The organism is Vreelandella venusta (assembly GCF_044809155.1).
Taxonomy (GTDB): Bacteria; Pseudomonadota; Gammaproteobacteria; order Pseudomonadales; family Halomonadaceae; genus Vreelandella; species Vreelandella venusta_B.
In genome coordinates, this window is record NZ_CP085241.1 from 386,071 (window position 1) to 399,623 (window position 13,553).

Genomic DNA, 13,553 nt, shown 5'->3' on the forward strand with positions numbered 1-13,553 from the left:
CGTAATTGTTTTGTGATACGTCTCAAGCGTATCCGGCAATCGTTATCATTGCGAGATACCAGACTCCTTCGGGTTATAGGGTCAAGCAATGAAGCGCACACGGTGGATGCCTAGGCAGCCAGAGGCGATGAAAGACGTGGTAGCCTGCGATAAGGCTCGGCGAGGTGGCAAACAACCTGTGACCCGGGCATTTCTGAATGGGGAAACCCACTCAGCATAAGCTGAGTATCCTGCACTGAATATATAGGTGTAGGAGGCGAACCAGGGGAACTGAAACATCTAAGTACCCTGAGGAAAAGAAATCAACCGAGATTCCCCTAGTAGCGGCGAGCGAACGGGGAGCAGCCCTTAAGCATGCAACTGATTAGACGAACGTGCTGGGAAGCACGGCCGTAGCGGGTGATAGCCCCGTAGTCGAAAATCTGCGTATGTGAAATCGAGTAGGTCGGGGCACGAGAAACCTTGACTGAAGACGGGGGGACCATCCTCCAAGGCTAAATACTCCTGGCTGACCGATAGTGAACCAGTACCGTGAGGGAAAGGCGAAAAGAACCCCGGAGAGGGGAGTGAAATAGATCCTGAAACCGTGTGCGTACAAGCAGTAGGAGCAGACTTGTTCTGTGACTGCGTACCTTTTGTATAATGGGTCAGCGACTTATATTCAGTGGCGAGGTTAACCGTTTAGGGGAGCCGTAGGGAAACCGAGTCTTAACTGGGCGACACAGTCGCTGGATATAGACCCGAAACCGAGCGATCTATCCATGAGCAGGGTGAAGGTTGAGTAACATCAACTGGAGGCCCGAACCAGGATCTGTTGAAAAAGATTTGGATGACTTGTGGATCGGAGTGAAAGGCTAATCAAGCTCGGAGATAGCTGGTTCTCCTCGAAAGCTATTTAGGTAGCGCCTCACGTATTACCGCCGGGGGTAGAGCACTGTTTCGGCTAGGGGGTCATCCCGACTTACCAACCCGAGGCAAACTCCGAATACCGGCGAGTATGAGCGTGGGAGACACACGGCGGGTGCTAACGTCCGTCGTGAAAAGGGAAACAACCCAGACCGTCAGCTAAGGTCCCCAAATCCTGGTTAAGTGGGAAACGATGTGGGAAGGCTCAGACAGCTAGGAGGTTGGCTTAGAAGCAGCCATCCTTTAAAGAAAGCGTAATAGCTCACTAGTCGAGTCGGCCTGCGCGGAAGATGTAACGGGGCTAAACCAGGTACCGAAGCTACGGGTTCATCCTATGGATGAGCGGTAGAGGAGCGTCGTGTAAGCCGATGAAGGTGAATTGAGAAGTTCGCTGGAGGTATCACGAGTGCGAATGCTGACATGAGTAACGATAAAGGGAGTGAAAAACTCCCTCGCCGGAAGACCAAGGGTTTCTGTTCGACGCTAATCGGAGCAGAGTGAGTCGGCCCCTAAGGCGAGGCCGAAAGGCGTAGTCGATGGGAAACGGGTCAATATTCCCGTACCGGACATGATTGCGATGGGGGGACGGAGAAGGCTAGGTGAGCCAGGCGTTGGTTGTCCTGGTGAAAGTGAGTAGGCCGAGGTGCTAGGAAAATCCGGCACCTTAAAGCCGAGACACGAGATGAACTGACCACGGTCAGGAAGTCACTGATGCCACGCTTCCAGGAAAAGCCTCTAAGCTTCAGATCATGTGCGACCGTACCCCAAACCGACACAGGTGGTCAGGGTGAGAATCCCAAGGCGCTTGAGAGAACTCGGGTGAAGGAACTAGGCAAAATGGTGCCGTAACTTCGGGAGAAGGCACGCCGGCGTAGGGTGATGAGACTTGCTCTCTAAGCCCGAACCGGTCGAAGATACCAGGTGGCTGCAACTGTTTAGTAAAAACACAGCACTCTGCTAACTCGTAAGAGGACGTATAGGGTGTGACGCCTGCCCGGTGCCGGAAGGTTAAATGATGGTGTTAGTCCTCGGACGAAGCTCTTGATTGAAGCCCCGGTAAACGGCGGCCGTAACTATAACGGTCCTAAGGTAGCGAAATTCCTTGTCGGGTAAGTTCCGACCTGCACGAATGGCGTAATGATGGCCACGCTGTCTCCACCCGAGACTCAGTGAAATTGAAATCGCCGTGAAGATGCGGTGTACCCGCGGCTAGACGGAAAGACCCCGTGAACCTTTACTATAGCTTCACACTGGACGCTGATGTTGCCTGTGTAGGATAGCTGGGAGGCTTTGAAACCCGGACGCCAGTTCGGGTGGAGCCAACCTTGAAATACCAGCCTGGCATCATTGGCGTTCTCACTCAGGTCCGTTATCCGGATCGAGGACAGTGTGTGGTGGGTAGTTTGACTGGGGCGGTCTCCTCCCAAAGAGTAACGGAGGAGCACGAAGGTACCCTCAGCACGGTCGGACATCGTGCAATGAGTGCAAGAGCATAAGGGTGCTTGACTGCGAGACAGACACGTCGAGCAGGTGCGAAAGCAGGTTCTAGTGATCCGGTGGTTCTGTATGGAAGGGCCATCGCTCAACGGATAAAAGGTACTCCGGGGATAACAGGCTGATACCGCCCAAGAGTTCACATCGACGGCGGTGTTTGGCACCTCGATGTCGGCTCATCACATCCTGGGGCTGAAGTCGGTCCCAAGGGTATGGCTGTTCGCCATTTAAAGTGGTACGCGAGCTGGGTTTAGAACGTCGTGAGACAGTTCGGTCCCTATCTGCCGTGGGCGTTGGATGTTTGAGAAGAGCTGCTCCTAGTACGAGAGGACCGGAGTGGACGACCCTCTGGTGTTCCGGTTGTCACGCCAGTGGCATTGCCGGGTAGCTATGGTCGGACAGGATAACCGCTGAAAGCATCTAAGCGGGAAGCCCCCTTCAAGATGAGACATCCCCGAGGACTTGATCCTCCTAAAGGGCCCAGCGAGACCAGCTGGTTGATAGGCACGGTGTGGAAGCGCTGCAAGGCGTTGAGCTAACGTGTACTAATGGCCCGTGAGGCTTGACCCTATAACACCCAAGGGGTCTGGTCGTAGTGATAACGAAAACCGGATACGCAGCAGTGAGCCAAAGCGCTTGCTGACAAGAGACGATCACAAAACACGTCAATGACGCCCCAGCATGATGTACATTACCCGTTACGCCTGACGACCATAGCGAGCGTGAACCACCTGATCCCTTGCCGAACTCAGCAGTGAAACCGCTTAGCGCCGATGGTAGTGTGGGGTCTCCCCATGCGAGAGTAGGTCATCGTCAGGCACTTATTGAACAAAAAACCCAGCCAACCGGCTGGGTTTTTTGTTGCGCCGAAGAAAGTTGTGCCGAAGAAAACTGTCTAAAAGATCAAGCGAAATAAAAACCCAGTCATATGGCTGGGTTTTTGCGTTTAAGCGTTCAGAGAACTAGATAAGCTATCAACTGCAAAGGGCTTCTAGCGCTTCGATAAAGCTATCCATCTCATCATCAGTGCCGATAGAAATACGCAGAAAGTTGTTAAGGGCGTCAGTATTAAAGTGGCGGACTAAAATTCCCCGCTCGCGAAGGCCTGCAAACAGCTGTGCACCTGCAAAGTGGGGGTGTTGGGCCAGCAGGAAATTTGCTTTAGAAGGCAGCACTTCAAAACCGAGCCCTTCCAGCCGCTGTCGGGTACGCTCGCGGGTAGCGATTACGTGATCCCGGCAGGCGTTAAAATGCTGAACATCTTTAAGTGCCTCAATACCCACTAAACTCGCCAAGCTATCCACTGGGTAGGAGTTAAACGAGTCCTTCACTCGCTGTAGCCCCTCAATCAGCTCGGGCGATCCAATGGCGTAGCCTAAGCGTAAACCTGCCAAGCTGCGGGATTTGGAGAAGGTTCCAGTGACCAGCAAATTCGGGTAGCGACCAACCAGTGCCACCGCGCTCTCCGCGCCAAAGTCCACGTACGCTTCATCTACTAACACCACGCGATCGGTTACCTGCTTGAGCAGTGCTTCGATAGCCTCGAGAGAATGAGCGTGTCCGGTGGGGGCGTTAGGATTAGCAAAAACGACGCCACTACGCTGAGAAGCGCTGGCAAGGGCATCAATATCGACTTCCCAGTTTTTATCTAACGGATGTTTGCGTAGCTCCACGCCGTACAAGTTGGCATATACTGGATAAAAACTATAAGTAATGGAGGGCACATCCAGCGGCGCGTTGTGGCAGAAGAACGCTTGGAAAGCAAAAGCTAGAACTTCATCAGAGCCATTGCCGACAAATGTTTCCTCTACGCTTACGCCATAGGTTGTGGCAAGGGCTTCACGTAGCGCCTTTGACGTTGGGTCAGGATAAAGGCGCAGGTGGTCAGTAGCATACTCGCGCAGCGCCTGGCTGACGCCTGAAGCAGGCGGGTAAGGGTTCTCGTTGGTATTGAGTTTAATAACGCGTTCACGAGGCTGCTCGCCTGGCACATAAGGGGTTAATGCCCTAACGGCAGGACTCCAGTATTGGCTCATAAGGGTAACCTGATTATCCTAGCGGTGATAACACCATGGTCGCCTGACGGCTGTCAGAGCGCAAGCATTCTGCTCTCGGAAGCAGCGTAACCTTTTATCAAACCTAGCGGGGGGTGTGCGTTGCACCTTGTAGCGGTTATGCTGTCATAAGCGCGCGAAAAAAGTATGTCCAACACGATAAGGAGACACCCAATGCAATTTAGGAGTTTGCTAGCCGGCTCGGCTATGTTGGCACTGTTGGCGGGCTGTGCCGCTGGCCCAACAGATCAGCGCGAGGATGCAGGCATGACCGCATCACAGGCTAACTATCAGGGCACCCTGCCTTGTCGTAACTGTGACGGCATTGACCTGGATGTCACGTTGGTAGGCGAAGAAATGAGCGCCCCCGAAGAGCGTACATTCACGCTGGATGCCACCTACCGTAATCACCCCCAAACCCCGCCAGATGAAAACTATGCCGGTAACTGGGAAGTGCTGACCGGAACCCCCTCTGACCCAGATGCCACGGTATATGAGCTAACGCCAAACGGCGACGGCCAGATCTACTACTTCCAGCGTATCGATGAGCGCACGCTTGAGCTGATCGACCCTGAGCGTCGTCGTTTTGAAAATGGCGAGATGCTGCAACTGCAGCGTCAATAACACGCTCGTAACGCTCAAAGGCGGCCACTGGCCGCCTTTTGTTTTTCTGTTTGTAAAGAACGCGATAGGAGCAACACGGCGGTGGTGAAAGCTAAGAGTGCTTTTGTGTGTACTGAATGCGGTGCGGAGTACCGAAAGTGGCAGGGTCAATGCAGCAGCTGCCAAGAGTGGAATACGCTAAGCGAGATTCGTTTGGCCAGCGCGCGGCCTGGTAGCGGTGCAGCCACTGGCAGAAGCGGTTACGCGGGTGACTTATCTCGGGATGTTGTCGATCTTAGCAATGTGGATCTCAGCGAAGTGCCACGCTTGACCTCGACCTTTGCCGAGTTTGACAGGGTCTTGGGCGGTGGTTTAGTTCCAGGCTCTGCAGTGCTGTTGGGGGGTAATCCTGGAGCGGGTAAATCTACACTGCTGCTTCAAACGGCCTGCAAACTGGCTCAGCAGCGCCGTATTTTGTACGTCACCGGTGAAGAGTCGCTTTCTCAAGTGGCGATGCGGGCACACCGTCTGCAGTTACCTACTAACGGGCTGCAAATGCTGGCTGAAACCAGCGTCGAAACTATTCTTGCCGTTGCCGGTCGTGAAAAGCCCGAAATCTTAGTGATCGACTCCATTCAAACCATGCATCTGGAAGACATTAGTTCAGCGCCGGGTGGCGTGGCTCAGGTGCGTGAATCCGCCGCTGCGCTTACTCGCTTTGCTAAGCAAACCAATACCGTGCTGCTACTCGTGGGCCACGTCACCAAGGATGGCACCCTCGCTGGGCCCAAAGTTCTTGAGCATATGATTGATGCGTCGCTGCTGTTGGAAGGCGGTGCCGACTCACGCTTTCGGACTCTGCGGGGGCAAAAAAATCGCTTTGGTGCAGTGAACGAGCTGGGTGTGTTCGCCATGCTTGAGCAAGGCCTAAAAGAAGTGAAAAACCCCAGTGCGATCTTTCTTTCTCGCCCTGAACAGCAAGCGCCGGGTAGCTTGGTGATGGTGGTGTGGGAAGGCACCCGGCCTATTTTGGTAGAAGTACAGGCGCTAGTGGACGAGTCAGCATTGGGCAACCCCCGCCGTGTTGCCGTTGGGGTCGATCAAAACCGTTTAGCTATGCTGCTCGCTGTATTAAATCGCCATGGTGGATTGTTCACAGGCGACCAAGATGTCTTTCTTAACGTAGTAGGTGGGGTGAAAGTGCTGGAGACCAGTGCCGACCTAGCGGTGCTGCTCGCGGTGGTCTCCAGCCTACAAAACCGTGCCTTACCGAAAGAGCTGGTGGTGTTTGGCGAGGTTGGCCTTTCTGGCGAGATTCGCCCGGTGCCCAGCGGCCAAGAGCGCATTGCAGAGGCTGCCAAACATGGCTTTTTACGCGCTATTGTGCCACGGGCAAATGCACCCAAGCAGGCACCCAAAGGGATGGAGGTTATCCCTGTCGATAAATTGAGCGATGCCCTGGAAGCGCTGTAGCGTAAGCTATGCTAAACGTGGTGGCGTTATTGAAAGCGGCTCTAAGTAAGAACGGATTACGTACAAGAATTAAGGAGAGGCATCATGAGTACGATTCGGTTAACCCAATATAGCCACGGAGCAGGCTGCGGCTGCAAGATCGCTCCTGATGTACTGGACGGTATTCTGGCGAAGGCTGGGCCAGGGGCTGGCAATAAGCGGCTCATTGTAGGTAACCAAGGGCGTGAAGATGCCGCCGTGTATGATTTGGGGGACGGTCGCGGCATGATTGCAACGACCGACTTCTTTATGCCTATTGTTGATGATCCCTTTGATTTTGGTCGTATCGCCGCGACCAACGCCATTAGTGACGTGTACGCCATGGGCGGCACGCCGGTTATGGCGCTAGGTATTTTAGGCTGGCCGTTGGATAAGCTTAGCCCTGAAATTGCGGGTGACGTGGTGGCGGGTGCTCAAGCGGTCTGCCGTGAGCTGGGGATTGCCCTGGCCGGCGGCCACTCCATCGACGCTCCAGAGCCGATGTTTGGCCTAGCAGTGAATGGGCTGGTTGATCTTGAGCACTTAAAGCTTAATAGCCAAGCCAAACCCGGCGACCTGCTGTTTCTCACCAAACCGTTGGGCGTTGGGCTATTGACCACCGCTGAAAAGCGCGGCTTGCTAGAAGCTGGGCATCACGGTCTGGCCCGTGAAACGATGCTCAAGGCCAACAGCATTGGCATTGATTTGGCCAAGGTGAAAGGCGTCAACGCGATGACCGACGTCACGGGGTTTGGCTTAGCCGGTCATTTAACCGAGATGTGCAGCGCCAGCGGTGTCATGGCCCACGTTGATTTTCGCCGCTTGCCACGGCTTGCTGAAGCGGAAGGCTATCGCCGCCAAGGGGCAGTGCCTGGAGGCACGCTACGTAACCGCGACGCCTTGGGTGCCATGCTGCCCGCGATGGACGAGGCGCACTGGCAGTGGCTGTGCGACCCGCAAACCTCCGGTGGGCTTTTGATCAGCGTTGATCCCGCCTGGGAAGACGATGTAGAGCGCATTGGCCGTGACCATGGCTTAACGCTCACTCCCTTTGGTGAAATGAAAGCGGCGCAAGGCGAAGCGCTGATAGAGATGATTGGATGACGCTACCCACGGTACCCGCAACGCTTGAGTTAGTCGCTGCAAAAACGCCGCTGATTGATGTACGCGCCCCGGTAGAATTTGCCCAAGGCAGCCTGCCGGGGGCGGTCAACCTACCGCTGATGGTGGATGAAGAGCGCCACCAGGTGGGCATTGCCTACAAGCAGCGAGGACAGCAGGCTGCCATCGCGCTCGGTGAGCAATTGGTCAGCGGTAACGTAAAGCAAGCGCGTGTTGCCGCGTGGCAGCGCTATTTAGCTCAGCACCCGGAGGCGATTATCTACTGCTTTCGTGGTGGCCTGCGCTCACAAATTGCCCAGCAGTGGCTTGCCGATGCTGGGCATGACCGACCGCGTATTGAGGGCGGTTGGAAAGCGCTACGCCAGCGGCTTTGCCAGCGGATTGATGAAGCCGCTCGTCAACCTATGTTGGTGGTGGCAGGGCTGACGGGCTGCGCTAAAACGAAGCTGATCAATCAACTGCCCAACGGGATTGATTTAGAAGCCTGCGCTAATCATAAAGGCTCTGCGTTTGGGCGGCAGCCGAATGATCCCACCACGCAAATCGACTTTGAGCACGCGCTGGGCCAGCGTTTAATAGGCCAGGCGGGTAAGCTTGTGCTGGAAGATGAGTCTCGCCAGATAGGCCATGCCAACATTCCGCTCGATTTTTGGCATGCATTAGAGCGTGCGCCGCGTATTCGCATCGAAATGCCGTTGGATTGGCGGCTTGATCAGCTGCGCCGCGACTATATTGAAGCACTAGAGCGGGGCTACGCCGACCGCTTTGGCCCGCAGGAGGGGTGGCAGCGCATGCAGCGCCAGCTAGCTAATGCCTTAGAGCGGCTTGCAAAGCGTCTGGGTAATGCCCGCTTGCAGCGCCTACAGCGCCTGCAGGCCATGGCTTTCCAAGCTCATGCCGCCGGGAATATTCAGGCGCACGAAGCGTGGCTTGCCCCACTGCTCACCGAGTATTACGACCCCCTTTATCGTTATCACCTTGAAAAAAAACGCGGCAGCTCACCTGTTGAGCTGCATGTGGGGGATTGGGAGAGCTGTTTAGAAGCCGCTAAGCAGTGGGGAATGGCGTAGTAAGGTGCTGGGTTGGTTGTAGCAAGTGATTAGGCGGCTTTCAGCCACTGAGTCATGACGCGATCAAGCAGTGGCGCTAAGCGTAAAAAGCGGGCGGGATCTTCAAATATTTGTTGGTCAGTTTGGATAAAATAGCCAGTCGCTCCGCTTCTTGGCAGTGGGCGCTGTGCATGTTCAAGCAGTGCTTCTACGCTAGCGCGTGTTACCTCTAAATGGCATAGCAGGCCCACTACACGACCAGCATCCCATGAGAACCCCTGTAACGGTGCCGCCGCGCTACCCCCCAAGGGCAGCGCCTCATCCGGTAGGCTGAATACATAGCGATGCCACAGAAACGCCTCGAACTGCTCCGGCAAATCAATGCTGCTTTCCGGAGCCAGGGTGATCTGGTGCCAACCCGTTTCAGGGTAGGTGCCGGGCGCCACGACCGCCCCTAGCGCCTCCGCTGTCCAAAGCGCTCCCAAACCGATCCCCAGCAGGGGTTTTTGGCCATCCAAATAGCGGTTGATCAGTTTATTCTCAGCTTTAAACCATCGCGGCGGCGCATTTAACAACTGTTCGGGGCCATCGAGTACAATGAGCGCATCGCACTCACCTAAACGTGGCGTAAGTTCGCCTTCATAGAGATGAAAAACGGTGTAACTATGGCCCATGCTCTCTAGCCAGTCGGTTAAACGGGCGGGACCGTGTTCAGGGCCGTGCTGTAGCAGATGAATATGCATGATAATCTCCTCGACGGCCGATAAATCAACGGCGGTGAGTCTTTCCGCCGCAACTATATGACGATAACGTATCGCGTTCATTTCACCAATATCGTGAATCAGGAAATCAGCATGGTGGCTAAACCTCTTGGATTTTATCAGCGTCTGCAACTCTTGCCGCTGCCCGCTCAACAAGCCTTTATGGCCGCACTTTGTGAGCGGCTATTGCCTAACTATGCGCTGTACGAGCAAACCACGGGCCATGGCGATAGCCACACCTTGCGTACAGTGCTTAGTTTAGTATGGGAGCGGCTAAGCGTACCTAATGCAAGTATCGACTTTGCCCGCCAAGCAGAGAAGCTCGCCGAATGTGAGCCACCGGAAGAGGACGATAGCTTTGGCGCCCGCCGGGCCTTAGATGCTGTCGTCTCGGTGTCTGCACTGTTGGACACCCTGCAGGGTGAGTCCGTTGAGGCCGTGCTGGATGTTAGCCGTACCTCGCGGGCTGGGGTTCGCGCCTTTATAGAGCTTACCGAAGGTGAAGAGGACGCTCAGGCGCTTGCACTGATTATTCGTGATCACCCGCTAATGGCCGATGAGAACAACTATCAGGATGCAGTGCTCGATGCCGTGAGCGAACCCATCACCAAAGCCTCATTGAAAGAGATTCGCCAGTTGGGCCGCAACGGTGGCATCAGTAACTTAGGATTGTCGCTTAATGAAGAAGACGAGTAGCCGATTCATCAAAAGCGCCAACCGGCTGTTACCATCATGCCAGCCGTGCCAAAAACGATCAGATCCGACTCAAAACTCCCCCACTGTAGGCCAATGCTAGGTAGCAAAGCGGGCGCAATGCCATATTGGTTCAAGGGAATTTTATCGCGGTATTCGCCCTTATAACCGCGTAGTAGCCCGCCTGTTAGTTTAGCGCGCACATTAATAGCATCCCCTAGCTGCCCTAGGGGAAATTCTCGACCCGCATAAAAATACCACGTTGGCTGGTCGAAGGAGTTTTTAAACCACGCTGCTCCGGCGAGCCAATCATCAGGGTTATGCAGTTCAATGCTGACCAAATTTTGCTGATCGGTATGCTCTGGGTCGGGAGAAAAGTGGCGCGTTAATAGGCTGGTTTGTACCAGGGTATGATCAAGTTCCAGTTTGGGGGGCCAGTCGGGCAGAGACAAGGCGGAAGCAGATGCGCTCAACCAAATCCCTACCCATCCTCCTATCCATGGATAAACGCGGGGCATGACAAACTCCTAGAGCCGCATTTCGATGCCGCGTTCCGCCATATAGCGTTTAGCTTCTGGAATAGTGTGCTCGCCAAAGTGAAAAATGCTGGCTGCGAGTACCGCATCAGCACCGCCTTTGAGCACGCCGTCTACGAGATGATCTAAATTGCCTACCCCGCCTGACGCAATCACCGGAACACTCACTGCCTCGGAAATCGCGTGAGTAACGCCCAGGTCAAAGCCAATCTTGGTGCCATCGCGGTCCATGCTGGTGAGCAACAGTTCGCCTGCGCCAAAGTCGACCATCTTTTGGGCCCACTCAACGGCATCCAGTCCAGTGGAACGCCGCCCGCCATGGGTGAAAATTTCCCAACGATCGGGTTCGCCGTCTTTGGAAACCTTTTTGGCATCAATAGCCACCACAATGCACTGGCTGCCAAAGCGCTCAGCGGCCTCGCGGACAAACTCAGGGTTAGTCACCGCGGCAGTGTTGATGGAGACCTTGTCAGCGCCAGCGTTCAACATGGTGCGGATATCGTCACAGGTGCGGATGCCGCCGCCGACAGTGAGGGGTATAAATACCTCGCCTGCGATACGCTCCACCATATCTACCGTGGTGGCACGGTCTTCATGGCTAGCGGTAATGTCTAAGAACGTGATTTCATCAGCGCCTTGGAGGTTGTAACGCTGAGCAATTTCAACGGGGTCACCTGCATCGCGGATGCCAATAAAGTTCACGCCTTTCACTACGCGCCCAGCATCCACATCCAGGCAGGGAATGATGCGCTTGGCTAAACTCATTGCTGGCCTCCCGTCAGTTGGTCACTTAAGCGCTGAGCTTCTGCGACATCCAGGCTGCCTTCATAAATGGCGCGGCCGGTGATGGCGCCTAAGATACCGCTATCGGCCACGTTGCACAGCGCGTGAATGTCATCCAGGTTCGTCACGCCGCCTGAGGCAATCACCGGCAGGCCGCCGTCGCGGGCAAGTGCGGCGGTCGCTTCAACGTTAACGCCTTGCATCATGCCGTCACGGGCAATATCGGTATAGACGATGCTGGAAACGCCGTCGTTGGCAAAGCGTTTGGCCAGCTCTGTCGCTTTAATAGTGGAGACTTCCGCCCAGCCGTCGGTGGCCACATAGCCATCTTTTGCATCTAAGCCCACAATAATATGGCCGGGAAAGGCACGACACATTTCGCTGACAAACTCAGGCTCTTTGACCGCTTTGGTGCCGATGATGACGTAAGAAACCCCGGCGCTCAGGTAGTGCTCAATGGTCTCTGCCGTGCGAATGCCGCCGCCAATTTGAATAGGTAGCTGGGGGTAGGCGCGGGCAATGGCCGTCACCGCATCGCCGTTGACCGGTTTGCCCTCAAAGGCGCCGTTGAGGTCAACTAAGTGTAGGCGTCTTGCGCCCGCTTCTACCCAGCGCGCCGCCATGGCGACAGGGTCGTCGCCATAAGAGGTTGAGTCTTCCATGCGGCCTTGCTTTAAACGAACACACTGGCCGTCTTTGAGATCAATCGCGGGAATTACCAACATAATGAAACCTCTCAGGGCGTCCAGGTGACAAAATTTTCCAGCAGACGAAGGCCTGCACGGGAGCTTTTTTCCGGGTGGAACTGCACGGCAAAGGTAGTATCGCGGCCAATCGCTACGTGGGCATTAACCTTACCGTACTGGGTGGTGCCGAACACTTGTGCATCGTCCGCCGCATTGACGTAGTAGCTGTGAACAAAATAGAAGTGCTCATTATCGTCAATGCCTTCCCACAGCGGGTGGTCGTGATGCTGGGCTACTAGATTCCAGCCCATGTGAGGCACTTTCAGTCGCTGCTCGTGCGCGTCGCGCATATTGGCTGGGAAGCGGTCAACGCTACCTTGAAAAAAGCCTAAGCAGTCAACGCCACCATTCTCTTCGCTGCGCTCCATCAGCATCTGCTGACCAACACAGATGCCCAGCAGGGGCTTGGCTTGGCGGCTAAGAATATCGTCAACTAAGCCGCGCAGTTCGGTGCGCTCAAGCTCGCCCACACAGTCGCGAATCGCGCCCTGGCCAGGAAGTACCAAGCGCGTGGCGCCGAGGATCCGCCGCGGGTCACGGGTGATAATGACATTTTCATGGGTGACGTGTTCAAGCGCCTTGGCTACCGAGTGCAGGTTGCCCATTCCATAATCGATTACCGCAATGGTCATGAAGCGCTCCTTATAAACTTCCCTTGGTCGACGGCATTTGGCCCGCCATGCGTGGGTCTTCTGCCACCGCCATGCGCAGCGCTCGCCCAAAGGCTTTGAAAATAGTTTCAGCCTGGTGGTGAGCATTAAAGCCTTTTAGATTGTCGATATGCAGCGTGACACGCGCATGATTGACGAAGCCTTGGAAGAACTCCCAGAAGAGCTGGGTCTCCATGCGGCCAATGGTATCTCGAGTAAAGTCGACATTCATGAAAAGCCCTGGTCGGCCAGAAAAATCGATTACCACCCGCGAAAGTGCTTCATCTAACGGCACATAGGCGTGACCGTAGCGATAAATGCCACGCTTATCACCGATTGCCTGGTGAAAAGCTTGGCCTAGGGTAATGCCCAGGTCTTCCACCGTGTGGTGATCATCGATATGCAGATCCCCGTTGGCCTGAATATCGAGATCTACCATCCCATGCCGCGCCACTTGGTCAAGCATGTGGTCAAGAAACGGGACGCCTGTTTCACAGCGGAGGCGGCCTTCACCGTCAAGGTTGACGCTGACCGTAATCTGCGTTTCGTTGGTGTCACGGCTTACCGTGGCAATACGCGCTGACATGTTGCATCTCCTGCGCTGGGGCGCACTCTGAGGGGGTGTTAGTGGCTAGTAGGCGACTTCACCGCCATATAATCAAGGC

The 13,553-nt window shown here is 55.0% G+C and carries 12 protein-coding genes and 2 rRNA genes; 7 read left to right on the plus strand and 7 right to left on the minus strand.

Annotation, left to right across the window (positions count from 1 at the left end; all coding sequences use genetic code 11):
- Positions 1-79: 79 nt before the first annotated feature.
- Both LG301_RS01840 and rrf read left to right on the plus strand, forming a co-directional pair.
- A 23S ribosomal RNA gene (locus LG301_RS01840) occupies positions 80-2,970 on the plus strand.
- Between the two features lie 133 nt (positions 2,971-3,103).
- Positions 3,104-3,219: ribosomal RNA gene (rrf, locus tag LG301_RS01845) — 5S ribosomal RNA — on the plus strand.
- 155 nt (positions 3,220-3,374) lie between these two features.
- Here the strand turns inward: rrf and hisC are convergent.
- Positions 3,375-4,436 (minus strand): histidinol-phosphate transaminase, encoded by a 1,062-nt coding sequence (gene hisC, locus LG301_RS01850; RefSeq protein WP_404472909.1) that lies wholly within the window; start codon positions 4,434-4,436, stop codon positions 3,375-3,377.
- A 192-nt stretch (positions 4,437-4,628) separates the two neighbouring features.
- Between hisC and LG301_RS01855 the strand changes: the two genes are divergently transcribed.
- The 4 genes from LG301_RS01855 to mnmH all read left to right on the plus strand — a co-directional run bounded on the left by LG301_RS01855 (position 4,629) and on the right by mnmH (position 8,740).
- On the plus strand, positions 4,629-5,078 hold the full coding sequence (locus tag LG301_RS01855) for a copper resistance protein NlpE N-terminal domain-containing protein (RefSeq protein WP_044630451.1): 450 nt from the start codon (positions 4,629-4,631) through the stop codon (positions 5,076-5,078).
- Positions 5,079-5,159: 81 nt separating this feature from the next.
- A complete protein-coding gene (gene radA, locus LG301_RS01860; RefSeq protein WP_404472911.1) occupies positions 5,160-6,530 on the plus strand; it encodes a DNA repair protein RadA in 1,371 nt (456 codons plus the stop codon).
- An 84-nt stretch (positions 6,531-6,614) separates the two neighbouring features.
- Positions 6,615-7,652 carry a selenide, water dikinase SelD gene (gene selD / locus LG301_RS01865; protein WP_404472913.1) on the plus strand — a complete coding sequence of 346 codons (1,038 nt, stop codon included), beginning with the start codon at positions 6,615-6,617 and terminating at the stop codon, positions 7,650-7,652.
- Positions 7,649-8,740, plus strand: coding sequence for a tRNA 2-selenouridine(34) synthase MnmH (mnmH, locus tag LG301_RS01870; protein ID WP_404472915.1), 1,092 nt, complete (start codon positions 7,649-7,651; stop codon positions 8,738-8,740). Before selD ends, mnmH begins: the two co-directional genes overlap by 4 nt.
- A 29-nt stretch (positions 8,741-8,769) precedes the next feature.
- On the opposite strand, the gene LG301_RS01875 is transcribed toward mnmH, so the two are convergent.
- A complete protein-coding gene (locus LG301_RS01875; RefSeq protein WP_404472917.1) occupies positions 8,770-9,462 on the minus strand; it encodes a type 1 glutamine amidotransferase in 693 nt (230 codons plus the stop codon).
- A gap of 111 nt (positions 9,463-9,573) precedes the next feature.
- Between LG301_RS01875 and LG301_RS01880 the strand changes: the two genes are divergently transcribed.
- The gene (locus LG301_RS01880) at positions 9,574-10,176 is read left to right on the plus strand and encodes a YjaG family protein (protein ID WP_404472919.1); all 603 of its coding nucleotides are present in this window, start codon (positions 9,574-9,576) and stop codon (positions 10,174-10,176) included.
- An 8-nt stretch (positions 10,177-10,184) separates the two neighbouring features.
- Here the strand turns inward: LG301_RS01880 and LG301_RS01885 are convergent, their stop codons facing one another.
- The 5 genes from LG301_RS01885 to hisB are packed head-to-tail and all read right to left on the minus strand — an operon-like array spanning position 10,185 to position 13,474.
- Positions 10,185-10,691, minus strand: a complete 507-nt coding sequence (locus tag LG301_RS01885; RefSeq protein ID WP_404472921.1) for a hypothetical protein — start codon at positions 10,689-10,691, stop codon at positions 10,185-10,187.
- A 9-nt stretch (positions 10,692-10,700) separates the two neighbouring features.
- Complete coding sequence (hisF, locus tag LG301_RS01890) at positions 10,701-11,474, minus strand: imidazole glycerol phosphate synthase subunit HisF (RefSeq protein WP_404472923.1); 774 nt, start codon at positions 11,472-11,474, stop codon at positions 10,701-10,703.
- Positions 11,471-12,217, minus strand: a complete 747-nt coding sequence (gene hisA / locus LG301_RS01895; protein ID WP_404472925.1) for a 1-(5-phosphoribosyl)-5-[(5-phosphoribosylamino)methylideneamino]imidazole-4-carboxamide isomerase — start codon at positions 12,215-12,217, stop codon at positions 11,471-11,473. Before hisA ends, hisF begins: the two co-directional genes overlap by 4 nt.
- An 11-nt stretch (positions 12,218-12,228) precedes the next feature.
- Positions 12,229-12,870, minus strand: coding sequence for an imidazole glycerol phosphate synthase subunit HisH (gene hisH, locus LG301_RS01900; protein ID WP_404472927.1), 642 nt, complete (start codon positions 12,868-12,870; stop codon positions 12,229-12,231).
- Between the two features lie 10 nt (positions 12,871-12,880).
- Positions 12,881-13,474 carry an imidazoleglycerol-phosphate dehydratase HisB gene (gene hisB, locus LG301_RS01905; RefSeq protein ID WP_263066228.1) on the minus strand — a complete coding sequence of 198 codons (594 nt, stop codon included), beginning with the start codon at positions 13,472-13,474 and terminating at the stop codon, positions 12,881-12,883.
- Positions 13,475-13,553 lie beyond the last annotated feature (79 nt).